General features: G+C 28.3%; 20 protein-coding genes, 1 pseudogene and 1 riboswitch. Of the genes and pseudogenes, 6 read left to right on the top strand and 15 right to left on the bottom strand.

Translation table 4 applies throughout. The features are described 5' to 3' along the window. Positions 1 to 36: 36 nt before the first annotated feature. A pseudogene (locus EG856_RS02365) lies at positions 37 to 270 on the bottom strand (IS3 family transposase); the annotation flags it as partial. Between the two features lie 481 nt (positions 271 to 751). On the opposite strand from EG856_RS02365, the gene EG856_RS02360 reads away from it, so the two are divergent. From EG856_RS02360 to EG856_RS03640, 3 genes are all read left to right on the top strand, one after another. Then, positions 752 to 2,662: a serine-rich family protein gene (locus EG856_RS02360; protein WP_130429526.1), complete on the top strand. Its 1,911-nt coding sequence runs from the start codon at positions 752 to 754 to the stop codon at positions 2,660 to 2,662. Between the two features lie 367 nt (positions 2,663 to 3,029). After that, positions 3,030 to 4,310 (top strand): hypothetical protein, encoded by a 1,281-nt coding sequence (locus EG856_RS02355; protein ID WP_130429525.1) that lies wholly within the window; start codon positions 3,030 to 3,032, stop codon positions 4,308 to 4,310. 36 nt (positions 4,311 to 4,346) lie between these two features. After that, on the top strand, positions 4,347 to 4,517 hold the full coding sequence (locus tag EG856_RS03640; protein ID WP_165381424.1) for a hypothetical protein: 171 nt from the start codon (positions 4,347 to 4,349) through the stop codon (positions 4,515 to 4,517). Between the two features lie 374 nt (positions 4,518 to 4,891). On the opposite strand, the gene EG856_RS02350 is transcribed toward EG856_RS03640, so the two are convergent. The 3 genes from EG856_RS02350 to EG856_RS02340 form a co-directional block, all read right to left on the bottom strand. Continuing rightward, positions 4,892 to 5,176 (bottom strand): hypothetical protein, encoded by a 285-nt coding sequence (locus EG856_RS02350; RefSeq protein WP_130429524.1) that lies wholly within the window; start codon positions 5,174 to 5,176, stop codon positions 4,892 to 4,894. A 353-nt stretch (positions 5,177 to 5,529) separates the two neighbouring features. Continuing rightward, complete coding sequence (locus tag EG856_RS02345; protein WP_130429523.1) at positions 5,530 to 5,856, bottom strand: hypothetical protein; 327 nt, start codon at positions 5,854 to 5,856, stop codon at positions 5,530 to 5,532. Between the two features lie 87 nt (positions 5,857 to 5,943). Continuing rightward, positions 5,944 to 6,375 carry a hypothetical protein gene (locus tag EG856_RS02340; RefSeq protein WP_130429522.1) on the bottom strand — a complete coding sequence of 144 codons (432 nt, stop codon included), beginning with the start codon at positions 6,373 to 6,375 and terminating at the stop codon, positions 5,944 to 5,946. A gap of 73 nt (positions 6,376 to 6,448) precedes the next feature. Between EG856_RS02340 and EG856_RS02335 the strand changes: the two genes are divergently transcribed. Next, the gene (locus EG856_RS02335; RefSeq protein WP_130429521.1) at positions 6,449 to 7,036 is read left to right on the top strand and encodes a restriction endonuclease subunit S; all 588 of its coding nucleotides are present in this window, start codon (positions 6,449 to 6,451) and stop codon (positions 7,034 to 7,036) included. Positions 7,037 to 7,101: 65 nt separating this feature from the next. On the opposite strand, the gene EG856_RS03635 is transcribed toward EG856_RS02335, so the two are convergent. From EG856_RS03635 to hisS, 11 genes are all read right to left on the bottom strand, one after another. Continuing rightward, positions 7,102 to 7,356, bottom strand: coding sequence for a restriction endonuclease subunit S domain-containing protein (locus EG856_RS03635; protein ID WP_232954211.1), 255 nt, complete (start codon positions 7,354 to 7,356; stop codon positions 7,102 to 7,104). Between the two features lie 356 nt (positions 7,357 to 7,712). After that, positions 7,713 to 10,538 carry an excinuclease ABC subunit UvrA gene (gene uvrA / locus EG856_RS02325; protein ID WP_130429519.1) on the bottom strand — a complete coding sequence of 942 codons (2,826 nt, stop codon included), beginning with the start codon at positions 10,536 to 10,538 and terminating at the stop codon, positions 7,713 to 7,715. Between the two features lie 9 nt (positions 10,539 to 10,547). Continuing rightward, on the bottom strand, positions 10,548 to 12,527 hold the full coding sequence (gene uvrB, locus EG856_RS02320) for an excinuclease ABC subunit UvrB (protein ID WP_130429518.1): 1,980 nt from the start codon (positions 12,525 to 12,527) through the stop codon (positions 10,548 to 10,550). A 45-nt stretch (positions 12,528 to 12,572) separates the two neighbouring features. Further along, positions 12,573 to 12,806: a DUF2188 domain-containing protein gene (locus EG856_RS02315; protein WP_130429517.1), complete on the bottom strand. Its 234-nt coding sequence runs from the start codon at positions 12,804 to 12,806 to the stop codon at positions 12,573 to 12,575. Between the two features lie 145 nt (positions 12,807 to 12,951). After that, a complete protein-coding gene (locus tag EG856_RS02310) occupies positions 12,952 to 13,440 on the bottom strand; it encodes a hypothetical protein (protein ID WP_130429516.1) in 489 nt (162 codons plus the stop codon). Beyond that, a complete protein-coding gene (locus EG856_RS02305; protein ID WP_130429515.1) occupies positions 13,433 to 15,916 on the bottom strand; it encodes an ATP-binding cassette domain-containing protein in 2,484 nt (827 codons plus the stop codon). The genes EG856_RS02310 and EG856_RS02305 overlap by 8 nt, the downstream gene beginning before the upstream one ends. Beyond that, positions 15,900 to 17,003, bottom strand: coding sequence for an ABC transporter ATP-binding protein (locus EG856_RS02300; RefSeq protein ID WP_130429514.1), 1,104 nt, complete (start codon positions 17,001 to 17,003; stop codon positions 15,900 to 15,902). The genes EG856_RS02305 and EG856_RS02300 overlap by 17 nt, the downstream gene beginning before the upstream one ends. A gap of 8 nt (positions 17,004 to 17,011) precedes the next feature. Further along, positions 17,012 to 18,274: an ABC transporter permease gene (locus EG856_RS02295; protein WP_130429513.1), complete on the bottom strand. Its 1,263-nt coding sequence runs from the start codon at positions 18,272 to 18,274 to the stop codon at positions 17,012 to 17,014. After that, positions 18,267 to 19,319: an ABC transporter permease gene (locus tag EG856_RS02290; protein ID WP_130429512.1), complete on the bottom strand. Its 1,053-nt coding sequence runs from the start codon at positions 19,317 to 19,319 to the stop codon at positions 18,267 to 18,269. Before EG856_RS02290 ends, EG856_RS02295 begins: the two co-directional genes overlap by 8 nt. Beyond that, a complete protein-coding gene (locus EG856_RS02285; protein ID WP_130429511.1) occupies positions 19,319 to 22,216 on the bottom strand; it encodes an OppA family ABC transporter substrate-binding lipoprotein in 2,898 nt (965 codons plus the stop codon). The genes EG856_RS02290 and EG856_RS02285 overlap by 1 nt, the downstream gene beginning before the upstream one ends. A gap of 131 nt (positions 22,217 to 22,347) precedes the next feature. Then, positions 22,348 to 22,515, bottom strand: a riboswitch (Lysine riboswitch). 254 nt (positions 22,516 to 22,769) lie between these two features. Further along, positions 22,770 to 24,068: a histidine--tRNA ligase gene (gene hisS / locus EG856_RS02280; RefSeq protein ID WP_130429510.1), complete on the bottom strand. Its 1,299-nt coding sequence runs from the start codon at positions 24,066 to 24,068 to the stop codon at positions 22,770 to 22,772. A 186-nt stretch (positions 24,069 to 24,254) separates the two neighbouring features. On the opposite strand from hisS, the gene EG856_RS03655 reads away from it, so the two are divergent. Both EG856_RS03655 and EG856_RS02275 read left to right on the top strand, forming a co-directional pair. Further along, positions 24,255 to 24,668, top strand: coding sequence for an amino acid permease (locus EG856_RS03655; protein ID WP_232954209.1), 414 nt, complete (start codon positions 24,255 to 24,257; stop codon positions 24,666 to 24,668). Next, positions 24,602 to 25,942 (top strand): amino acid permease, encoded by a 1,341-nt coding sequence (locus EG856_RS02275; RefSeq protein WP_232954207.1) that lies wholly within the window; start codon positions 24,602 to 24,604, stop codon positions 25,940 to 25,942. Before EG856_RS03655 ends, EG856_RS02275 begins: the two co-directional genes overlap by 67 nt. The last annotated feature ends 84 nt before the right edge of the window (positions 25,943 to 26,026 follow it).

Genomic DNA, 26,026 nt, shown 5'->3' with positions numbered 1-26,026 from the left:
TAATAATTTAAACGTGAACAAAAAATATTAACATCTTTAATTAGCGAACGCCATAGCAACTTGTTGTGGCGTTTTTCATCCTAAATTTGATTGTATTCTTACATTGTTATATCAAAAAATATATTCTTTGATTTTCTCGTTTAACTCATCAAAGGTAATTTTTGAGTAATCTAAATCATTTAATAGTTCGGTTTTAATAACCCCAAATCAATATTCAATTTCTCTATTATCTAATGAATTTCCAATTCTAGACATTGAAACTGTCCCACTAAATTTTAAAGGTGGACAACAAAAATTAACATTGTAATAAAGAAGCACAAATTAATGACAAATACATCATTGAAAACACTTACAACCAAAATGAAACAATGTTATATCAAGTTACTAAACAATAAATTAAAAATTACAATGTAATTGAATTATAAAAAATTCCGAAAGTACCATAAAATAAGGCATTTACGGAATTTTTTAATTTTCAACTTGGAAACTCGCATAAATTGTTAAGCAATAAATGTAAAAACAACAACTATGTATCTAACTTGCTCTATAATCTCTATTATGTTGGTTCTTGGCTCTTAAAACTAGAAATATTAAACTATATATTAAGTAATATTTATCGTTTTTGCTTAACAAAATAAGTTAATTTTGTTTATCTCTTCAAAGTATTCTTGTTTAATTTCATAAAATACTTTGCTTTTTTTTTTTTTTTTTTTAAAATTAATTTATAAACTCAACAAAAATAGGGAGAAAAATGAAAAAAAGAAAAAAAATAAATTCAACATCTATTTCAAAAAAAACTTTAGTGTCACTACTAGCGGTATCTTCATCTTTAGTATTAGCTACACCAATTATTTCAACCTCGTGTGTAAATAAAAATAAACTTAATCATACTGACATGACAGATGTAAACCAACAAAATAGCAGTGGTCAAGGCTCAACTCAAACTAATACTGATATGACTAATGCTAGCTCACAAAATACTAACAATCAAGACTCATCATCAACTGGCTCAACTCAAACTAATACTGATACGACAGATGTAAACCAACAAAATAGCAGTGGTCAAGGCTCAACTCAAACTAATACTGATATGACTAATGCTAGCTCACAAAATACTAACAATCAAGACTCATCATCAACTGGCTCAACTCAAACTAATACTGATACGACAGATGTAAACCAACAAAATAGCAGTGGTCAAGGCTCAACTCAATCTAATACTGATATGTCAAATGCTAGCTCACAAAATACTAACAATCAAGGCTCATCATCTGGCTCAACTCAATCTAATACTGACAAGACAGATGTAAACCAACAAAATAGCAGTGGTCAAGACTCAACTCAACCTAATACTGATATGACTAATGCTAGCTCACAAAATACTAACAATCAAGGCTCATCATCAACTGGCTCAACTCAATCTAATACTGATATGTCAAATGCTAGCTCACAAAATACTAACAATCAAGACTCATCATCAACTGGCTCAACTCAAACTAATACTGATACGACAGATGTAAACCAACAAAATAGCAGTGGTCAAGGCTCAACTCAATCTAATACTGATATGTCAAATGCTAGCTCACAAAATACTAACAATCAAGGCTCATCATCTGGCTCAACTCAATCTAATACTGATACGACAGATGTAAACCAACAAAATAGCAGTGGTCAAGACTCAACTCAACCTAATACTGATATGACTAATGCTAGCTCACAAAATACTAACAATCAAGGCTCATCATCAACTGGCTCAACTCAATCTAATACTGATATGACAGATGTAAACCAGCAAAATAGCAGTGGTCAAGACTCAACTCAAGCAAACACTATTCAAAAAGCAATTGAAAACGCAAAAAATGAGTTGTCTAATTTAATTTGAGTCGATGATTATTTAGTAAAAAATGCTAATCTAAAATTAGATCAAACAACTACAATTGATGAAATAAACTCTATACTTTCTGATATAAAAACTAAGGAAAAAGTAAAACAAGAACTTGATCTAGATACAGTTATAGAACAAATCAATTTTAGTATACCAAATAAAAGTCGTTATATACCTATTGGTGTTGATAGAAATAAATATGCCTATAATCAGATTTTATTATCCGGTTGAAACGGAGACAAAAATCACATTTTAACTCAAAAAGAAGTATCAGAATTGTTTAAATATGTTAAACTATACGGTACAGATGAACAATTAAACAAACTTGGAGAAAAATTAAAAAATGTTTTATTAAAAAATTATCCGAATCCTATTGAAAAAACGACAGCTTTAGCGTTCACAACTCATTGACAATTATTTGCAAGAAGTGAATATGATTCGCCTAAATTTAGAAAGTCACAGGATAATAATGACAGACACGATGTTTGGGACCCATTACCTGTTATTGGTGGTGTTGAACAAAGTTGACTACAAACCATAAATAATGGTACTGATATAACAGATATAAAAACTATTATGGATCAAATAAATAAGAATGTGGTTGGTAATATTGATAATATTATAAATCATTTTAAATTTATGATTAAAGCACGTGATTGAGAAGTGGTTGAAAGTAATTTAGGTAAACCACGTAAGGCTCAAAAATACTTTATTAGTGGACTTAGAACCGAATATGATAGAGAAAATTATGGACCCTACCAATCAAATAGTAATTAATCTTTATTAAATTAGATTTATAGACAATAAGCTGCAAATAAAAGTTAAAAAAATAAACCCGAAATGATTCAATTCGGGTTTATTTGTAATTTATGCGTTACGTTTTAATAAACGTATTTAAATTGAATGTTTAAATTAGATAATTTTTGTGTTTAGACACTTCTAAAATAAAGTTTTTGTTATGTGTAAAATTACTTTGAAAATGAGGATTTTTGATTTTTTAGGTTGTTCGATATATTCAAAATTAAATCATTTTTGTTAACTACAAGATTTTAATAATAACTTCATCTATTATTTGATTATGTCGTGAAAACTCAAACAAAATTAACATCTGTTTTCCCTTAAAATTAAAAAGTAGGTAAAAGAGATGGACAAATTAACTAACTATGTAATCCAAAAAAAATGATGTTTAGATACCATCATTACTTTTAAGCACGAAACATATAAACAATTAGCAAATAGAATAAATAAATCTGTTTCTACAGTCAGACTGTACAAAAACGAGTTAAAACGTGGAAATGGTTATATTGAAAACATTGAACACAAAAACACAAACAATAAAAATGCTCAAAGATATAACGACGAAATGGTTTTAAATTTAGGACAAGAATACGAAAATAAAAAACTATTAGCTAGTGGCAACAATGCTAATAGTTCATGTAATTCGTATATGTCTTTAATTTCGTACCATGAAAAACTCAAGACATATATATCATACTCCCAAATGGTAAAAAGATTAAAACAAAATGGTTTTTGTAGCGCTTTTGCGTATAAAGCGGGCAGAAAAGAGGCACGTAAGGCAAGAATAAAATTGAAAAAGAAAGGTTTTGGTATTAAATATTCATTAGATTTAGAATTAAAAATACCGAAGAAAAAAGAAGTTGAGCGCAAAAGAACAAGATTAAAATATTCCTTTGGTGATGTTGTTGAAATTGATGGTTGTACTCATTATTTTGTTAAAAATGAACTTTGAACAGCAATAAGTTCTATTGATGTCGCAACCGGCAAACTTTTATCAATTCATTTTGAAAAAAATGTTGAAACACTGAATGGTCACCAAAGTAATTTAGAAAAAATGTTGAATAGATACGGTATTCCTTCAACAATAATTACTGATAAAAGAAAGAATTTCTATAATAATGAAGATTCAAACGCAGTAACATTTAAAGCAATAAAAAATCTGGGTATTGAATTGATTACTACATCTAATTCTAACGGTAAACCACACATAGAAAATGCACAAAATTTTATTCAAATGCGCTTACCTTTGTGGTTTTTAGACAATAAAATTAACACAATACAACAAGCAAACGATGCTGAAGAATCGATATTAAAATACTTAAATCAAATACGAAAATCAGTAATTGAACCCAAAGTCAATCATTTTAGAGAGTTAAATAAAGAAAGATTAGAACATTTTTTTGATTTAGAAATAGCAAGAAAAATCAATAACGGAACTATTTTTTACAATGGAATTCATTACGCACCTTATCAAAATGACAAAAGAATTCGTGTTGAATCTAAATTTGATGCCAAATTTGTAATTGAAGTGATAACAAACTTTATTTTAGAATTAAAAACTCGAGATATGAAGCAAAAAAATGCAACCAAATGATATGGAACTATACGAAAAATTTTCAATAAATAAAAACTTCCATTAGAAGTTTATCAAGTTAAAACATTGATGAAAACAGTAGCCGCAGGTTACACATTCAATCAAATGTTGGATGCAAAAATAGAAAATTTATTCAAAAATAAGCCAGATTGGGATGAGCAAGACAAAAAAATATTGAAATCAATATTAAAAGAATTGGAAGATATTCGTTTGAATATTCGCCAAACGATAGAATTTTAAATTCAAAATACACATAATATTTAGGTTAAGTTCAAAATATTTATCTAAATCTATTAAAAATAGATTTGTATTTTTTGTTTTTTTGTCAAAAAACAAAAAATAAAATCAAATGAAAAAGTTTCTAATCTAACCCCAAACCCCTATCATAGGGGTTTCTAACCCCCCCAACCCCCAGACATTGGGGGCTTTAAACTAAAATTATCTCTAATTTAAACCATAAATATTAAGTAATTTGTTAAGATATTACTATCAAACTGAAACATGTTAATTTTGTTTAACATTTCAAGAAAAAATAGCAATGTTTTGTAAAACTTTGCTATTTTATATAAATATTAATAAATTCCACCGAATTTAAACTTTAAAAAAAATTACTTTTAGACGTTAGCGTGTCTTTCTCTGTGAATAGTCATACAACATGCAATAAAAGCGGTAATTCCAATAAAAAAACCTACAATTAATAAAATACGTTCAGCTGTGCTATTTACTCGAACAGCTAAAATAATTTGTATTACAAATAATGCGATACCCATTCCTACTAAAAATATTGTAGTCAATATGAATAGAAATGGTATCACGACATTTAACGCAATAAGTATACCCATTAAAATTGATAAAACCAATCATGCGATTGATAAACCTGTGTTTTTTGTTGTTTTCATTTTTCTCCTTAATTTAAGTTATCTAATTTCATTTTACAAAAAAAAAAAAAAAAGAAAGATTTTTGTGAAAAAGGAGCTAATTTGTATAAAAAACACAAAAAAAGCTTCATTTTGTTTAATTAAAATTTAATTATTAAAAAATGTATTTATAAGGTGAACAACAAAAATTGAAAATATTGATGTTTTTGTCAATGTTTATTTTGAAATGTGTCTGTATTTTTTAACTACATAATACATTTGAGTGCTTGGGCACATAAAGACATTTTTTTATATTAAAAAAATTCAAGTCCAACACAATAACATTTTTATGGTGGTGCACTTGAACCTTCAATTGAGCATTAACAACTTTAATGTTAATTTTGAATATTTTCTTGCGTTTGTTTGTTTATTTTATCAATTATTATAGAACACGCAACAATAGCAATTGGGATAATAAAAATACCTACAACTAATAAAACTCGTTCAAAAATATTTTTTGTATTTATTATCAAAATAGTTTGTATAACAAATATTGCTACCCAAAGACTAAATATAGACAAGATTAAAAAAATTGATAAAATCGGATATAAAATCAATAATTGTGCCAAAAAAATATACAAAAAACCAAACATAATAGTGGCAAAAATTTGCAACACTAATAATGTAACAGTTAAATTTTTATTCTGTATCATATACTTCATTTTCTCCTTAAATTTTAATTGCATATTTATCTTACAAAAAAAACAATGCTTTTGTATAAAAAAGATTGTCTTGTCTGAAATTTTGAATTACATCTCAATTCTATAGTTTTTGTACATTTCGTGGACAATTATGCTATATGTGATAAGCGATATAATTGGAAAAAAAATTCCTAAAACAACAAAAAGTTTGTCTGTTTGATTTTCTAACTTTTTATGTAAAGATATATCAATTATTATTTTTCAAATTTTTAAAGCAATGTGTGTTAAAAAAAACAATATAGCAAATGTTAAAGAAACAATAAATGATGTTTTTGGAGCAGAACTAAATCGAACAATATTGTCATCTAAACCACCAAATCGTTCGATAAAAAAATCAATTGAAGATCTTGATTTTAATTTGGTTAAATAATACATTGTAATTAGCACAGTAATAGAAATTAAAAAAGCAGTTATAAATTCTACAATTGATAAAATTAGTCCTTTTAGCGCTAATTTTTTGTGATTAAAGGTATTTTGCATTTTTTCTCCTTGAATATGACGTTTATATTATTATAAAGATATTAGAGATAAATTTTAAAATTATTTTCTTTGGTTATTCACAAACGCTTGAGAACTAATAAATATTAGCAATGTTGTTGAATATGGTTTAACAGGCGGAACACCATATACACAAAATCCCGAGTACTATAATGGAAATATTCCTTTTTTGAATATTTCAGATATTACAGAAAATGATGGTAAGTATTTAACTAAAATCAAGAAAACAATATCGCTAAAAGCAGTTAAAAACACATCAGCAAAATTAATAGAACAACAACATTTAATTGTAGGAATGTACGCTTCAATAGGTAAAATTGCTATAAATAAGCATAATTTAGCAATAAGCCAGGCTGTTATAGCTTTAAAATTCAAAAAAACTTATGATTTAGATTTTTATTACTTTCTTTTTTATAAAAAATACATTAATAATGAATGAAATAAAGAATCTCTTAATGGTGTTCAGTCAAATTTAACTAAAAAAACGATATTAGATTTGCCACATAAAACCACAAATATTAAAGAACAAAACAAAATTTCAACTCTACTCAATTATTTTTATAAAATTGTATCACTTCTTCAGCGTAAGTTAAAAATGCTTGAAAACATCAAAAATACGCTGCTTGAAAAGATGTTTGTTTAAAATAAACAAAAATATTGAAATAAATATAGAAAAACTAGACTCAAATTAAAATATTTTGAGTTTTTTTATTGCTTAATTCGTATCAAATAAGTGTCTTCAGTTTTTTTTAAAAAAATCAACTCACGCTGAAGAAGTGATAGGATTTGGTCAATTGCACGAATAATTTTATAAATTTGATGTTGTTCGTTACTACTAGGTAATGCAATTTTAATAAATTGTGTTTCTTGAATATAATGTCTTTTATGTGAGATGGGTTTAGTAAGTTTTTTATTTAACATCTCTTTAAAAATATAAAGATTATTTACAATATTTTTATTCACTAAAATTTTTATAGCACAAGATTTAAGAACAAATGGAAAATCAATATATTTATTCAATAGCGTAAAATCATCAAACAATATACACTCCGTTTTAAAAGAATTCAATGAATTCGCTCAACCTAAAATAGGTGTTTTATTAGCAGTCAAAATAGGTATTCTTCCATATTCAAAAATTTCATTATCTTTTACAATATATTTATCTGGCTGTAAATAATCAATAATATCAGCTATCTTTTTTAGTTCTCAAGCGTTTGTAAAATTTTGAAATTCAATTAACTAGATAATAAACACATAAAACCAAATAAATTATTTAATTAACGCAAAAACATTAGCATTGCACTAATGTTTAAAATTATTTATATTAAGTATTTTTTTAAATATTGACCTGTATAACTTCCGGCTATATTCGCCACTTGTTCAGGAGTACCGCTTGCGACAATTTTGCCACCATTTATTCCACCTTCAGGTCCTAAATCTATAACATAGTCAGCACATTTTATCACATCTAGATTATGCTCAATTACCACAACTGTATCTCCATTATCAACTATTTTATTTAAAACACTCAATAATTTATTGACATCATGCGGGTGTAAACCAGTTGTAGGTTCATCTAAAACATATACAGTTTTACCGGTTGCTTTTTTGTGTAAATAAGTAGCTAATTTTACTCGTTGAGCTTCACCGCCGCTTAATGTGGTTGAAGGTTGTCCTAATTTAATATAACCTAAACCAATTGATTTAATTACTTCTAATTTTTGCTTAATTTTAGGTCTTGAAGCAAAAAATTCATATGCTTGATCAACACTCATATTTAAAACATCTGAAATATTTTTATTTTTATATTTTACTTCTAAAGTTTCTTTTGTATAACGATGACCATCACATTGATCACAAACTATATAAACATCAGGCAAAAAATGCATCTCGATTTTAATTACACCATCACCACTACATTTTTCGCAGCGACCACCTGGTACATTGAAACTAAAATTAGATTTACTAAATGCACGAGCTTGAGCTTCTGTGGTAGAAGCAAATAAATCTCTAATATCATCAAAAACTGAAATATGAGTAGCTGGAGTTGAGCGAGGAGTTCTTCCTATAGGGCTTTGTGAAATTGGAATAACTTTATCAATAGCATTAATGTTGTGAATTGAAGAAAATTTGCCTATTTTATCAGTAGTTTTATTAACAACTCGTTGAATTCCTTTAACAAAAATTTCATTAACTAGTGTACTTTTGCCACTGCCGCTAATACCGGTTACAGCAATAAATTTACCTAAAGGAAATTTAACATCAATATTTTTTAAATTATTTTCCTTGGCTCCTTTAACTGTTACTACTTGACCATTTCCTGAACGGCGATATTTAGGTACTTCAATTTTTAATTCACCACTTAAATATTGTCCAGTTAAAGAATTTTTTTCACGCATAATTTCTTGCATTGTTCCCTGAGCTACAATATTGCCACCTTGTTCACCAGCCAATGGACCTATATCTACAATATGTTCAGCGGCTCGGATTGTGTCTTCATCATGCTCAACAACGATTAAAGTATTACCTATTGCAACCATATTTTTTAGCGTGGCAATTAAACGATCATTGTCTCTTTGGTGCAAACCAATTGAAGGCTCGTCCAATACATATAATACTCCTGTTAAATTAGAACCAACTTGCGTAGCCAATTTAATACGCTGGCTTTCGCCACCAGATAAAGTTTCAGCACTACGGTTTAAATTTAAATAGTTTAAACCAACATTTTGTAAAAAACTTAAACGGTTAATTAATTCAGTAATAATCAAAGATGAAATGTGTGTTTCATTCTCGTTTAAATCAATATTTTGAATAGTATTAAGTGCTTGTTCAATCGATAAACGAGCAAAATCATCAATATTTTTATCATTTATTTTAACAGCAAGAGCATATTTATTCAAACGTGAATAATTACATTTCGAACATGGATATGAACCCATATATTTTTTGGTGTAGTCTCTAATTGCTTGTGAACTAGTTTCCATATATTTGCGCTCAACTATATCTAAAATTCCTTCAATCCGTTTACTGCGACGAATTCGATTACCTGAAGAAGAAATTAAAACAAATTCAATTTCCTCATCCGAACCGTATTTAATTTTTTTGATTTCATCTACTGATAAATCCTCAATAGGAATTGATTTATCGATATTATAATGATTTAATAAAACCTCAAACTCTTGTCATTCTAAATTTTGACTATTAACTGTGTTTTCAAAAATTTTAATAGCCCCGTTGTTAATACTTCTTCACGGTTCAGGTACTAACGCTTCAAAACTAGCTCGCAAATCTACTCCTAAACCTTTACATTGTTCACATGCACCGGCTGGTGAATTAAATGAAAATAAACGTGGTTCAATTTTAGGCATTTCAAAATCTTTATACATACATGAGTGTAATTTAGAAAATGTTTTAATTTCACCATTTTGTGCTTCAACTTTAACTAAACCTTTGCTATATTCAGCGGCAACTGAAATCGCTTCGGCTAAACGTGATGAATCACCATGAACATCTAAACGATCAACAACAATATCAATTGTGTGTTTAGTGTTTTTATCTAAATTAATTTCATCATAATCTAAATTTTTTAATTGACCATCAACTTTTAAACGAATAAAACCTTCTTTGCGTAATTTATCAATTAAATTTAAATGGGTTCCTTTTTCGTTATCAACAATTGGTGATAATATCATTATTTTGCCTGTTGAATTTAGCGAAGTTATCGATTCAATTATATCTTTATTAGTTTGCGACTTTATAGCAATTTTATGTTGAGGACAATATGTAACACCAATACGAGCAAACAATAAACGTAAATAATCATAAATTTCAGTTACAGTGCCTACGGTTGAGCGTGGATTGTTATGAGTTGTTTTTTGTTCAATGGCAATTGAAGGACTTAAACCATCAATAGCATCAACATCAGGCTTATTACTACCACCTAAAAATTGACGAGCATAATTGCTTAAACTATCAACATAACGACGCCGACCTTCTTCGTAAATTGTATTAAAAGCTAATGAAGATTTGCCCGAACCTGATAAACCAGTAAAAACAATTAATTTGTTTTTAGGTAAAATCAAATTAACATTTTTTAAGTTATTTTCTCTAGCACCTTTAATGCTAATAAATTCTTTTGTTGACATTTTAACTCCTTAATTGTTTTTTGATTCCAATTCAATAATAAGATCACGAATTTCAATTGCTTTTTCATAATCTAAATTTTTTGCCGCTTCATTCATTTTAGCTTTTAATTCTTCCAGCAATTGTGTTTTAGCTTTTTTATTAATTTTATTTTTAGTTAAATAAAAGCTAATTTCATCGTCTTTAGCATCATCTAAAAGAGCATTTGGTATTTCTTTGATAATCGTTTGAGGTGTAATATTATGTTTTAAGTTATATGCTATTTGTAAATTTCGTTTTTGCTGATTATCTTCAATAGTTGCTTTCATACTTCGTGAAATGCTATCAGCATAAAATATCACTCGACCATTAGCATTACGGGCAGCTCGACCGGCAATTTGAATTAAAGATTTAGTGTCACGCAAAAAACCTTCTTTATCAGCGTCTAAAACCATAATTAAACTAACCTCCGGCAAGTCAATTCCTTCACGCAATAAATTAATCCCAATAACAGTATCATAAATACCTTTACGCAACTTTAATAGAATGCGATTGCGCTCAAAAGTATTATGTTCAGAATGAATAAAAGCAATTTTTTCGTTTTTTTCTAAAAAATAACGAGTTAATTCTTCTGCTAGACGTTTAGTAGTGGTTAAAATCAATGTGCGTTCGTTTTTTTGTTTTTGTTTTTGCAATTCATCATAAATATCTTCAACTTGGTTTTTAGAACTTTTAACTTCAATAATTGGGTCTAAAAGACCGGTAGGACGCACAAATAATCGTGTTAAATCTCCGTTGGTTTTATTTAATTCATATTCTTCGGGTGTAGCTGAAATAAAAATTGTTTGAAAATCAAACGCAGCTTCAAATTCATCAAAGCGCAAAGGTCGATTATCTAAAGCCGAAGGCAATCTAAAACCATATTCAACTAAATTTAACTTACGGGCACGATCGCCATGATACATTCCACGCAATTGTGGAATCATCATATGACTTTCATCAATAATTAATAAAGGATTTTTATTAGCGAAATAATCTAATAAAGTGTAAGGTCTTTCACCAGGCTCACGGCGATCAAAAAAACGTGAGTAGTTTTCAATACCGGAACACACACCAAATTCACGCAGTGAATCAATATCTTTAGTTGTTCGTTCATCGATTCTTTGGGCTTCTAATAATTTATTATTGAGTGAAAAAAAATGAATTTGTTTTTGTAATTCTTCATTTATTTGCTCAACAACTTTTTTAATTAATTCATTACCAACTGTATACGCATCACCAGGAAAAATCCGAAATTGTTTATGAGTTTGAATAATTGATTTAGTTAGTGGATTAACTGTTACAATTTTTTCAATAGTGTCATCTCAAAAATCTACTCTAATCATAAATTCTTCGCTGTGGGCTGGCCGAATAAAAACAGTGTCTCCTTTGGCGCTGAAAGTTCCTAAATCTTGATCAATTTCGTTGCGTTTATAATTTTTTTGAATAAGTTTTTTGAAAAAATCGCTTCGTTTATAAATATCACCAATTTGAATGTAAAAAATTTGCTCACTATATTCATTAGGATTTAAAGCACCATATATAGCCGAAACTGAAGCAACTACAATTGTATTATTTTCAGTCAATAATGAGTTAAATGTTGACATTCGCATTGCTTCTATTTCACGATTAGTTTGTGAATTTTTTTCAATATATGAATCAGTTGAAGGAATATAAGCTTCGGGCCGATAATAATCAAAATAGGAGACAAAATACTCAACATTATTGTGTGGAAAAAATGATTTTAATTCGCTATATAATTGCGAAGCTAAGGTTTTATTATGAGATAATACTAAAACGGGTCGATCAAAATTAGCTATCACATTGGCTATGGTAAAAGTTTTACCACTTCCGGTTACACCTTTTAAAACTTGAAATTTTTTACCTAAATTAATATTTTGCACTAATTGCGCGATTGCTTGAGGTTGGTCACCGGCTGGTTGATATTTTGAAACCAAATTATATTTAGACATTGTTCTCCTTAATATTAAAATAAAAATATAGCAGACACTATATTTTTATTTCTTTTTCTTGTTGCTAATACTGTCTCTTACTTGTCCGGTTTTGCGGTGGATTATAACTGAACCATTACGTTTTTTTGTTAGTTCATTTGAGTAGGCAATAGCTTCTTTTTGAGTGTCAAATAATTTTGTAGGTCTAGTGTTTCCAACACCTTTTACTTGTCATTTACCATTATACGGTGTAACATGATATACGGTTGCGAGTTTGTCTTTTTTTGTTTCTTCGGCCATAATTTCCTTTCGTTTATATATATTGTATAAAAATTGTTTTAAAATTTAACTAAAAATTATTAAAAATCAATAAATACACTGAATTTTATTGCCTAAATTCAATTTATTTATTAGATTAAAAAATTTAGGCTCTAACACCTAAATTTTAAACATATATTAAAACGATTGCAATTGCGAGAATAATAATTCCTAGGGCAATCAAAATTCAGTATATGATGTTATTTTTTTTGCTTAAATTTGCAATTTCTTGTCGTTGTTGTAGATCTTTTAAATCTTCGTTTAGTACTTTTAATTCAACACGTTCATCGTTAGACAATGAAGTTTTAACTTCAATTTTTGATATTCGTCTTAAAAGTTTGGCTCTAGTCTTATTTTGGTGAATTTTAACAATACCAGAACCTAGCCCTGAACGCACAGAAATTAAAATAACACCATACGCTAAATATCATACACCCATTCCCATTAAAGAATCGCTAGCAATGAATTGAATTTGCTTTGCTGTATTTGCGTATCTATTATTCAATTTTAAATAAGTAATTGCACTAATTAAAATCACTATTCCTATCGCTAAAACAACAAGAAAATGAATCAATCGTTTTAATTTAAATGAATCTCTAAAATATTGTTTAATCATTGTTTAAATATGCTCATTTAAATAAAGAATTACTTGAGTTAGCTTGTTCAACTGGTTTTGATTCAAATTTATTTACATTTAAATTAAATGGTTTTGCTCATTGTTGTGCTTGTTGGTATGTTCCATAAACAAAATGCTCTTTTTCAACTTCAAATAATTCGGGTACATTTGGATACATTTGACCTTTAAAATAATCAAGTTCAAAACTAATATTTTCAAATTTTTCATTTGCATTTGAAATTTTAGGTATAGCCTTAAATAAGTTAATTGTGTAAGGATGAATTGGTTTTTCATACACTTTTTGTGTTGAACCAGATTCAACAATTTTACCATAATGCATAATTTGAACACGATCGGCGATATATTCAATCATTGATAAGTCGTGAGCAATAAAAATCATTCCTATATTTTTTTTCTCACAGAGATCTTTTAATAAATTAACTACTTGGGCTTGAATTGAAATATCTAATGAAGCAATAGGCTCATCAGCCACTATTACTTTAGGCTGAGTAATTAAAGCACGGGCAATAACAATTCTTTGACGCTGACCACCACTAAATTCGTGTGGATAACGATAAGCATACTGTTTTAATAAACCGACATCTTCAAGTGATTTATAAATTGTTGTTTTTATTAATAAATTTTTAATTAAAGTTTTAGCAATTATATTGCCAGATAATAATTTAATCAGTTTAACAGAATTATGATCAACGGCACGAGCAGTATTTATTCCCAGTAAAACTTTAATTGCGTTAATGTCTTTAGTTAGGTATTTAGCTTCAATTTCAAATGATTTTAAAGTTGAAAGTTTATCTTTAACTCTTGAAACGTATAAATTTAACACTTTCGAGTGTTCAAGTAGTTGCATTTTTAATAATTTTGCTTGCTCACTTTTGCTTGCTTTAATTTGGTGATAATCTTGTTTTAGTTGGCTTAATTTTAGTTTTAAATATTTAATAAATTCTTTGTGCGCATTGTCAATATCTTTATTAGTTGAATCTTGCAATTGTTTTAAAGATTTATATTCTTCATTTGCTTGTTCAATTTCTAAATCTAATACAGCAATGCGTTTTTGGTGTTCAATTACATATTCTTCAATCATTTTTTGATTAAATTTTTTGGCTTTTTCGTATGCTAATTTAGCCGCTTCGATATCTTGTTTTGAAGCATATTTTTGAGATGAACCACCAACAACGTCCTGGTTAATTTTTGTTTGTAATTCAGTAATTTTAGCACGAAATTCATTGATATTATTAGTATTTAATTTAATATATTCGTCAAAATTAAAATCAAAATGTTGTTGAATAACTTGATTGATTTTATGTTTAATTTTTGAAGAATATTCTATATCCGATAGATATTGAACAAAGAATTTTTTTGTATATTCTTGTAGTTGATTAATAACTTGTTTTGCTTGTGAATAATGTAAATATTTTAATTGTTGTTTCATTAATTTAGTCACTTTATTCATTTTTTTACTTAAAAGTTCATTTTTAAGATTATGAGTATAAACATTTAAATTTGTTGATATTATTTTAGAATTACGATAAATTTTGGCATCTTTTTTAAATTCAACAATGAAATTATTAAATGTGTTAATATTGGTTACTTTCTCGTCTCTATATTCTTTGTTAATATCTTGAACTTGATTTTGTCACTGTTTTATTTTTTGCTCTAAATTATATTGTTTTAATGTTTTTTTTGATAATTCAATTGTTTTTAAATAATGTTCTTTAGCAGCTTTTAGCTCACTCTCATCGATATCTAAATTTAGATTACGAAAATCACTTTGTTTTTCAAAATAAAAATTCATCAATTCGTCGGTGTTTTGGTATAAATTATTGACAATTAAACTTTCCATATTTTGCTTTTCTTCTAAATATGAAAAATATGAATTAAAATTGTCCTCAAAAGATAAATTTTCATCTATTTTTCAGTTTTTTGCTTTTTGCGACCACGAGTGGAAAAAGTCGTGAGCTAAAGTATTAATTGATCTTAAATTTTGCAGTTGTAATTGTTTATATTTTTCTTGAAAAGTATAAAAATAATTTTCTTTAATTTCTACTCAATCTTTAAAAATATCTTTAATTTGGCTTTTAATAATACCATTAACAATTAAAGGTTCTTTTAGTGTTGAATAAATATTTTTTTGACCATTTAGTGAAGCATGTGGGTCTTGAAAAATCATTTGAATGTTTTTGCGCAAGAATTTAGTTTGCGAACGAGAAATTCTTTTACCACTAATAACTTTGCCATCAAGCATCACAAAGCCATTAAAATCTTCGTATAAACGCAATAAAGAACGACCGACTGTTGTTTTACCTGAACCCGATTCACCAATTAAACCAACGATTTCACCTTCGTGTAAATTAAAGCTAACATCATTAACAGCTTTATTGATAATATTACCATTTGTGAAATATTTTTTCAAACCTTGAATTTCTAAAATTTGTTTAGAATTATTCTTCTTCATCATTTTCAAATACCTTTCTAAAACTGTTAATTCTTAATTGTAAATCGTGAGGTAATTCAACTTGGGGCGCATCTGGGTGTAATAATCATGTCGCAGCTGCGTGGCGTTTAGAAACTAAAAGCATCGGTGGTTCTTTATAAAAATCAATTTCAAGAGCATAATCATTACGAGGAGCAAAAGGATCACCTAGTGGTAAATTAGCCATATCAGGTGGAGTTCCTTTAATTGAATATAAACGGTGTTGTTTATTTTCGGGAATAGCTGAAATTAAAGCTCAAGTATATGGATGGCGTGGATCAGTAAAAATATCTTTACGAGTACCACGTTCTACAATTTTGCCAGCATACATCACATAAATATAATCACAAAATTTAGCAACAACACTAATATTGTGACTAATTAAAATAATTGAAATGTTCATTGTTTGGCGAATTCTTTCAAATAACGCTAATACTGAAGCTTGCACGGTTGGATCTAAAGCAGTTGTGGGTTCATCAGCAATAATTAATTTTGGCTTAAGTGCCACTACCATGGTTATTACAACTCTTTGTTTCATTCCTCCAGATAATGTGTGTGGGTATGAATCAAAGACTGCATCAGCATTTTTAATACCAAATTCATCAAGTAAAGAAACTAAATAATTTCGTTTTTGTAAATAAGTTTTGCCATTTCATTCTGCGTTTAAATTTAGTGCGTCTAATAATTGCTTACCAATTTTACGTGTGGGATTAAGCGAGGTTAGAGGATCTTGGGGAATATAACCAATATATGAACCTCTAATTGCTTGTCATTGTTGCGATTTTTTAATCTTAGTTAAATCTAAATCTTCAATTTGCATTTTATCAGCAGCAAATTGAGCACCATCGTTAACATTAATTAAAGATTTTGATGTAACAGATTTACCAGAGCCCGATTCTCCTACTAAACCCACTATTTCACCGCGTTTAATTTTTAAATCTAGACCGCGAACGATACGAATAAAGTTTTTACGACCATTTTTAAAATCTACTCTTAAATTTTGTACTTCTAATAAAACATTGTTTGGTAGTGGAGTAGTTTGAATTGAACTTAAAAGATTTGCTTTTTTCATATCGTTTCCTATCTTTTGACTTTTATCACTTTTGGATCTAAGGCGTCATGTAGACCAATGGCTGTGAATTGTAAACTAATTGAAATACCTAATAAAATCAGTGCTGGTAAAATCAATAATCATGGGTTTTGTTTAGAAGCTTCTAAATTATCTAACATAAATTTACCTAAATTAGCTGAATCATTGTCTTTGAAAAACCCTAAAAACGCTAACGAGGCAATTGATAATATAACTGAAGGAATTCTACGTACATAACTCATTGCAATTTTTCCTAAAATTGCTGGTAAAGCGTGTAGAAAAATTTGTCTTGATTCACTAGCACCAATACTTTTAGCTGCCATTATATATTCTTCATCTTTAACCGTAATGATAAATAATCTAGTAACACCAATAGGACCAGTTCAACCAACAAACAATAAACCACCAATCAATACTCATGGATTTGTACCTCAAATAGTTACAAATAACAATAATCAAATAATTGAAGGAGGTGAAGTAAAGATTTCAATTAAGCGCATCATAAATGTATCTAATCATTTACCGGCATTAAAACCTAAATACGCTCCCACAAATACACCAATAATTATTTCAACTGTAGCCACAAAAAATGCAATTCAAAGTGATTCTAATGTACCTTTTCACACAGTAGTTCAAATATCAGCACCTAAATTATTAGTTCCTAAAAAAGTTTGTAATTTAGGAATACTTGTGATCATTTGATCGATATTAACATTAGCTAAAGCTTGTTTACCATTTTGATTAACAAAATTAATTAATTTTGCTTGTAATTGAGCTCCTTCAAAGTATAAATACGCATTGTATTTCACAATTGAACCTGGCACAATTACTTCGTAGCCTTGGGTGTAAGGTTTTAAATATTGATGATAATCAAATCGAGGATTTAATCATCTGCTGATATTACGAATCACGCTAATGTCTGAAGTTTCTTTAATAGGATTTAAAATTGGGGGTAAAGATTCAAAATTGGCTACTTTTTGGTCATTTGGTAAGTTGGCATCAATAGGTTTAACGGCTGGGTATTGAGAAAATAAAGATACAAAAACGGAAGTTAAAATAATAGCAATAAAAATAATAAAAGCAATAACAACTACAGGGTTAGTAAAAAACCTTTTAAAAATTTCTAATAATAAAATTTTAGGTTTACCGGCAATATTATTACTGATTTTTTCGTCTTTAGACAATTTTAGTTTAGCAACTAAATCAGCACTAACACCGTATTTTTTATTAAATTCGAGCGAATTTTTACTCATTTTGTGCTCCTTTGAGTTGGGCTTTATATTCTAATTTACGTAATTTATAAGCATTTCACACCATAGATAAAGTAATTCCACTACTTGCTTGGTATTTAATTCTAGGATCGATTAGTGGGTATGAAATATCTACTACAATTTGGGTAAATAAACCTAGTGCTGTGAAGAAAAATACGTTAAACATAACAACATTAATTTCACCAGCAGGAAATGAATTGGCTATGATTGTAGCCGAACCAGGAATAAATCAGAATTTTTCAACAATAATTGAACCAGATAAAAGAATTAAATATGAAGGAATAATAATAGTGGCTAGCGGAATAGATATATTTCTAAATACGTATTTTCTAAAAATTTCACCTTCACTTAAACCTTTTGTTTTAGCAATTAACACATAATTTGAAGTTAAAACTGTTACAACTTGGTTACGCGCGTATAATGTATAACCAGCTAGTGAACCTAAACTTACAACTGTAACTGCTGGAATAATTGATTTAATTGTGGCTGATCAACCAGCTCCAATTTCATTTGGAGAAATAAATCTAATATCAAAACCAGCTTTTTGAAAAATGTTTAAAGCAATAGGCGCTAGAATAAAACTTGGCACAGCTATAAATACAAAAACAAAACCATTTATTAAGTTATCTACCCATGTTCCGCGTTTATATCCACCTATAATTCCAATAATAACACCTAGAGATGATGCAATAATAAATGAAGGTAATGATACTAAAATACTTCAACCAAGTGGTTCAAAAAACAATTGCGGAATATTTTTAAAGCCACCACTTTGAATAAAAATTGGGCCAAAATCGCCTCTAAAAAAGTTGGCAAAATAAGTGGCAATTTTTATAATAACTGGAATGGCGTTATATTCTTGTGATTTAGCTAAAAGTGCAGCTCTTTTATGGACATCACTTTCACCAATAAGAGCAATTTCGTAAGGATTTTTAATAAATAAAACAACTAAAGTGTACGAAAATATTAAAACAATAAATAATGTAAGAATGGCCAGGGCCATTCTTTTTGCAAAATATTTAAACATTAATTTTTGCCTTCTTGGAAGACTTTCGTATCACTATATCATGTTTGTTCTCCACCAACAAATGGGTATACATAATATGGATTAGTTAGAGTTGGTGAAAAACCTTCACGTGAAATTAATTTTGACCGACCTGGAGTAACACCTGTATATAAAATTAATTCTTTGGCTAAATCAATATTTTGTGCATTTGTTAATGTAGTGGTGTAAGATGTAAAGAATCTTGAAGTTAATGTAGTTAAGTCAACATCTGTTGGTTTTGGCGAATCATTAGCTACTAATTTATTTTGTGTTTCATCATATTTAAACGCACTTAAACGGTGTGAAATCTCATCTAGTTCAGCTAAAGTTAATTTTCTTAATTGCTCTAAACCAACTGAAAGTGTAAAGGCGTTTTTAGCCAATTGTTCTTTAATTCAATTGTTAAATTCTTGACTTAATTTAAATAAAGCAGGGAATGCAGTTTTAAATTTGGTTTGGTTGTCTTTAGCAGCATCGCTTGCATCGCTAGGTAAATCTTGACCTAATAATAATGAAGGAATAGCAAAATCATATAACGAAGCAAAACCATCAATACCAGAACCTAGAGAATTAACATCATAACCTCAACCACCAATTTTTTGTGGTGAACGACCATATAGATGTTGGTTGTAGAATTGACCTACTTCAGCTTGAGAATAAATTTTTGTTTTTAAATCTAAACGTGGGTCTAATTCTTTAATTAAATTAGGTAATTCAGCGTAAATAGCTTCCATTTTTTGTGGGTTTCAATTGATATAACGATATGTTAATTGTCATGTAACTTTATCATTTGCTCCAACATTATTTGCATCCAAGAATTTTTTAACTTCAGCTTTTACTTTTTCAAATTGTGGTGATTTTAATTTGTCTAAATTACTTCCAGCAGTTTCAGCTTTAAACGCATAATCATCTGGACTTGTATAATCTGATTTAGTATAGTCAGCATTTAAATATGCGATTGAATTAACATTATCATAATCATCACGTAAAGATTTTACATTTGAGCTAATTTGGTCACTACCACCAATATTAGCATCAGGTGCGAATCCTGCTATATACATTTTACTTTTTCCTTCACTAACAAAAGAAGCAACATGGTCAAAATTAATTGCTGCTGAAATCAATGATCTAAATATTACAGCATTTCCAGATAATAAATTGTATACATCATCGCCTTTAAATTGTGATTTAATCATCTCATCTACACTTTTACCATACACTAAATTTGAAAATGTATCATTGTAACTAATTGTATCTTTAATATTTTTCACTTCTTCGGCATTTTCGGGGTTAAAATTAGCTGGTAAATTTGTAACAGCTGGCAATAAGTCAAAACCTTGAGTAGAAGAAATTTGCGATTTATTTAGAGATTGTGAATATTCTAGTCCATATTTTAAAGGACTTTTTTCCACAGTGGTTCTTTGGTCGTCTGTAATAAATGTGTAAGGTAACGAAGAAATTCTACCTTTTTTATAATCGTCTCATAAGGTTGCTTTAAATTGTGGTTCATCACCTTGGTTTTTATATCTTAAAACATATTGTTTAATTGATGTTGGTGAATTAACTCAATCTTGGTCAACGAAATATTTGTTTTGAACTCAACTTTCTTCTTGAGTATCTTTGTCATAACCTTTGTAGTAAAATGCTCCAGCATATAAATTGTTTTTGTCATTAATTCCGTACCAATATACACCAGATTTTGAAAGAATGTGTTCGGCTGGAATTTGTTTTAGTTTAGCTTTCAAATCATCAGTTTTTACGCTAGTATTAAATGATGTTAATTCAGGAAGATTTTCACCGGTTTTTTCAGCAATATATTGACTAGGCGCAGCAACAAAATCTTGTGAAGTGGTTAAATTCTCTAATAAGGCCGCAAAATCACCTGTTTCTTCAGTTTCAAGTTTATGGAATGTAACCATATTATCTTGAATTAATTGATCTTCTTGACTGAATTTAGTTGAATCTGTACGATATAAACCATATAAATATTCGTTTGGATATCTCGATTCTTCGCCAAAATAGGTAGAACCTGAACTTAAAATGCTACTTGCTGCTTTATCTAATTCTTCAGTTGTTACACCACTAAGATTTTTACCAGCTTCTTTACGCACAGCAGCACCTAAAAATTGGGTTCGCATTCATGAAATGTAAAAATCTTGTGGCACAACTTCATATTTAGTTTGTTCACCATTAGAATTTACTCATTTAACACCTTTTTTAACTTCAATTTGAAGTTTTGTTGAATCTTTTAATGTGTCAAAGAATTTTTTAGAGTTAATGCTGCGATCATCTTCAGAAAAACCTTGATATACTGCAAGTTTATAACTACCATTTGTTGGTTTTTCAGTTAATAACGCATCATCTTTATCAAATTCAACTTTTTGACCATCTTTAGTAGTTAAAACAACTTTAGAAGCTAATTCTAATTTGTATTTTCACATTGAGGGTCTTTTTACTGAAAATGTGACAGCGCCACTAGCATCAGCTTTACGTTCAATTTCAGCTTTACCTACGGTAGATTTTCTTATTAATAAACCAGCGGTTTGGTCTTTAGAAGCTCCATTTCAGCTTCCATATGTGTTTGAAACATCATTATCAAATTCTCTTGCTTGAAATGTTGAATTAATACCGTTACGAAGTACACGTTGGGTGACATATTCACTTTTAACTATATCTATATTACGCACATCATTAGGGTTAGTAAATACATCTACATTTATCCCTTTGCTATTTTGAGTTGAATCTCCTGAGCCAGGTGTTGAACCTGGTGTTGGAGATTCAGGTGTTTTAACACCATCTTTTGAACAAGCTACAACAGCTAAAGGTGTAACTAAAGCAGTTGATAATGGTAATAACCATAACTTGGATTTAAATTTCATATTTCCTCTCTTTTTCAATTTTATTATGAATATTATTTTATTAATTGTGTGTTATGTTTTAAGCTTTTTAAAAACAAAAATGTAAGACCTTGACCCCAGTCTCACACAATAATAAAATGATTTATTACAATGTAGACTATAGCGCCAATGGAAAATTCCAAAGAACAACAAACTGTTATGAATTGTTGCCATCATAATATTATGCCTAATATTACGATTCGGCCTTCTTATCCTTTCGTCAGTTTCCTTGCATACCTGCTCAACTAATTACTTTTATAGAAGGCTCCTCTATAGTATCTTATCTAAAAAAGCAGGCTTTTTACTATATACCTGCTTAGATTTAATTTTTAAATTTCACTCAGGTATTAGCACAAAACAGAAATAGTTCAAATCGCCATTTCATTCATAATGCTAATACGTTTTACTGAGTAATTTTGTAACATAACGTATTCATTATAAACATTTTTTTGAAAAACAAAAATTTTTATTTTTTTATTACCAATTTTTTTGCTATATAAATTTTATTTATGCCCGCTTAATGTTAATACTTCCATTAATCTAATAATAATTCTAAATTTTGGAGAGCTTGTAGACCATTTTCAGCTAAAAAATCTAATAAATCTACAAAACCTTCTTCGTTTAAATTAAAATAAATTTTATCTTCGTTAATAATATTTTTAACTAAAATGAGATTATTGTCGTTAAAAATCACAAATTTTGCTTTTAATTTTTTAGCTTTTTCAAATATTTTTTTACTTTTGGTAATATCTTTAATAAATTCAATTTTAATATCGTAGCTTCTTAATTCATTAGCTAAACTAAATAGTTTAATTTGCGATTTAATATCACTAGAGGCAATAACTATATCAACAATTTCCACATCATCTTGCACAATTTCTAATTTTTCATCCATAATGATTTGAGCAGCACGATCAATACCAAAGCCTCAACCACTAGCCTGGAGTTCTGGTCCGCCTAACTCTTTAATTAAATTAGAATATCTTCCCCCACCAATTAGAGTAGATTGCGAACCACTATTTTGTGAAGTAGAAACAAATTCATAAACAGTTTCATCGTAGTAATCTAAACCTCTAACTAAAGAATAATCTACTTCGTACTTAATCCCACTCTCATCTAAAATTTGCTTTAAATTACTAAATTGTTGTTGACTTTGGGTTGAAAGATAATCATTTATTTTAGGGGCACTTTTAACAAAATCTTTTTGAGCATCAATTTTATCATCTAAAATCCGCAAAACATTATTTTGAATTCTTTGTTGTGAATCCTCACTTAATTGTTCTTGATACTGCATAAAGTATTGTTTTAAATCATTTTGATATTTTTGTCGAGATTCTTGATCACCAATTGAATTTATTTTAAGTATAAAATTTAAACCTAATGTTTGTAAAATAGTGTGTGCTAAAACAATTAATTCCGCATCAACAAACGGATTGACTTTGCCTATTGTTTCAACTCCGGCTTGATAGAATTGTCTTTGTCTACCTTTTTGTGGTTGTTCATAACGAAACATTTGGCCAAAATAGGCAAATTTAGGTGTTTTTAAAGTTGCGTATCATTTATTTTCAATTAATGCCCGCACAAAACCAGCAGTACCTTCAGGACGTAAAGCAATTTCACGATTTGCTTTATCTTTAAATTCATACATTTCTTTTTTAACAATGTCGCTGCCAGCAACTGAACGTTTATATAATAAAGAGTGTTCAATTATTGGTGTATCAATTAAATTAAAATTATAATTTTTTGTGAATTTGCTAAAAACACTGCGAATAAATTCATACAAATTCATTTCACTTGGTGAAAGATCTTTTGTGCCTTTTATTTTATTTATCATACTTACCTCTTTTGTATATATTAAATTTAATTATACTCTATAAATATCGATATTGATTGTGTGTATTTATTGAGATATTCTTTTTACTAATTTAACTTAAAAACGTGTAAATTAGTATGTCATTATATACAAAACATTAATGTAATTAAGTTAATATAGTATAATAATATTTTTGTTAGGAGCAATATGAATCAAACACAATCTAAATTCAATGAAAGTATAACTAAAAAAAAGCAAATTAGCTTTTTTTCGGCGATGTTAATTGTGATGGGTAGTTCAATTGGTGCGGGCATTTTTTTTAAATCCGATGAAGTTTTAAGAAATTCGCGAGGCAATTTAATTTTGGCAATCGCGAGTTGAATTCTGGCCGCTTTTGCGGTAATATCTATGGCTATTGCCATTGCTGAAATTGCTGGTGTAAAAAAAGATAATATGTCCCTAGTAGGTTGAAATAAAATTTTTAATTCCAAATGAATTTATCAGGCTTCAAAAAATTTTATGATTTATTTAACCTTACCATTAACTTTTTTTATATGCCAATTTACACAATTCAAGTTTTACAGGATGGTATTGGTGCAATCACCAATCAGCAAGCATTAACTTTTGGTACTAATTATGATTGAATTATTTGACTGCTAATAACAACATTAATGGGTTTATATTTGTTATTAGTACCGGGTTTAATCTCGCGAATAGGTAATATTCATAATACTATTGTTTTAGGTATTAAATTTATACCACTTGTTTTTATCATCATTGTTGGTTTTATTTTGGCTTTTAGCACTAAAGGTGGGATTTCAACCGTTAAAATAACCACATTTAATACTAATTATTCAATTAAATTAGGTGATAGTTTTATTCAATATTCAGCTTCAGCTGGTTTTATAGGTGTATTTTTATCAATAGGTGCTATTTTTTTTGCTTACGATGGTTTTTATATTGCTGCAGGAATGCAATCTGAAATGAAAAAACCAGAAAAAACTACTCTGGCCTTATCACTAGGTTTAATTATCATCACTATTTTATATATTGCAATTGCAATTGCAATGTCAATTAATGGTGGTTCATTTTCTAATATGAGAATTTATATCCAAAATTTGTTTGGTCTAAAAGCAGGTAGAATTATATTTGGTTTAATAAATATCGCTATTGCTATTGGTGTTTTTGGGGTAATTAATGCTTTTTCAATGTGAATGCCACGCTTTATTGAAACTTTAATCGCTAAAGGCGAAATGCCTTTATGAAATAAATTCATTCATCAATTGAATCCTAAAAAGCCAATTGTAGGTGTAATTTATTCAATTATCATTGGGCTAGGTGCAAACATAATTTTTACAATTATTGGCTCGCTTTTATATATACCAACTAATTCAGATTATTTAAAATATAGTAATGATGCTTTTCACTATATGGCTCGACTTTATTCATTTGCTGATTTAATAGCTAATTGAATAACTGTATTTAGTTTTGTTTTTATTGCTTTGGCTGTTATGGGAGCAATAAAAAACCGAAAAACAAACAAAATTAAAATTAAAAATCAAAAAAAATACTTTTTATTTTTTGCTTATATCACTGTTATATTCACTGGTTTAGCAATGTTGGCTCAAATTTTAGTACCAATAGTTGATTTATTTACAACTTTTAGTTTTGACGCTCAATATTATTCAATTATTAAAAATGTAAGTTTACAAAGTGCCAAACAAGAATATATTAGTTTAGTAGTTGGCCGCTCAATGTTAGTTGTAGTCTTATTGTTATTTCACATTTTAGTATTTGCTGTAGCGCCAATTGAAAATAAAGTTCACCAAAAACGATATGGTTCAATTGAAAAATATAATCAATATCGCCAAAATATTTTACTTAAATATAACTAAAACGCAAATTAAGACTAAAAAATGCTAAATGCTTTTTTTTTTTTTTTTGCAATACAATAAAAAATGTATTCAAAAGGAGGTAAA

It is taken from the genome of Mycoplasmopsis phocirhinis (genome assembly GCF_004216495.1).
In the GTDB taxonomy this organism is placed as follows: domain Bacteria; phylum Bacillota_I; class Bacilli_A; order Mycoplasmatales; family Metamycoplasmataceae; genus Mycoplasmopsis; species Mycoplasmopsis phocirhinis.
Note: the sequence above shows the minus strand (reverse complement) of the source record. Positions and strands in the feature narration are given on the sequence as shown.